The organism is Arachnia propionica, from assembly GCF_003932785.1.
Taxonomy (GTDB): Bacteria; Actinomycetota; Actinomycetes; order Propionibacteriales; family Propionibacteriaceae; genus Arachnia; species Arachnia propionica_B.
Map to the genome: position 1 here is coordinate 1 of NZ_RQYT01000168.1, position 338 is coordinate 338.

1 protein-coding gene is annotated in these 338 nt (G+C 70.4%); it reads left to right on the forward strand.

Going from position 1 to position 338, the window contains the following annotated elements:
• On the forward strand, positions 1-338 hold a 338-nt coding region (locus EII35_RS15685; RefSeq protein WP_312019310.1), incomplete at both ends, for an RHS repeat-associated core domain-containing protein.

Consider the following 338-nt stretch of genomic DNA (forward strand, 5'->3'; position numbering starts at 1 on the left):
TCATCACCGCCGGGCCCCTCACCGCCACCACCAACCACGGCTGGCTCCCCTCCTCCTGGCGCCCCCACCGCCACACCACCCCCACCAACCCCTACCAACCACCCACCCCCCACACCACCCTCGCCAACGGAACACTAGGACTCGGCTCGGCCGGTGACATCCACATCCAAGGCCTGGAATGGCTCGGCGCCCGCATCCTCGACCCCCACAGCCGAGGCTTCCTCACCCCCGACCCCCTCCCCCCCACCACCGGCACCGCCTGGGCCCCCAACCCCTACAACTACGCCGGCAACAACCCCACCAACCTCCACGACCCAACCGGCCTCCAACCCATCACC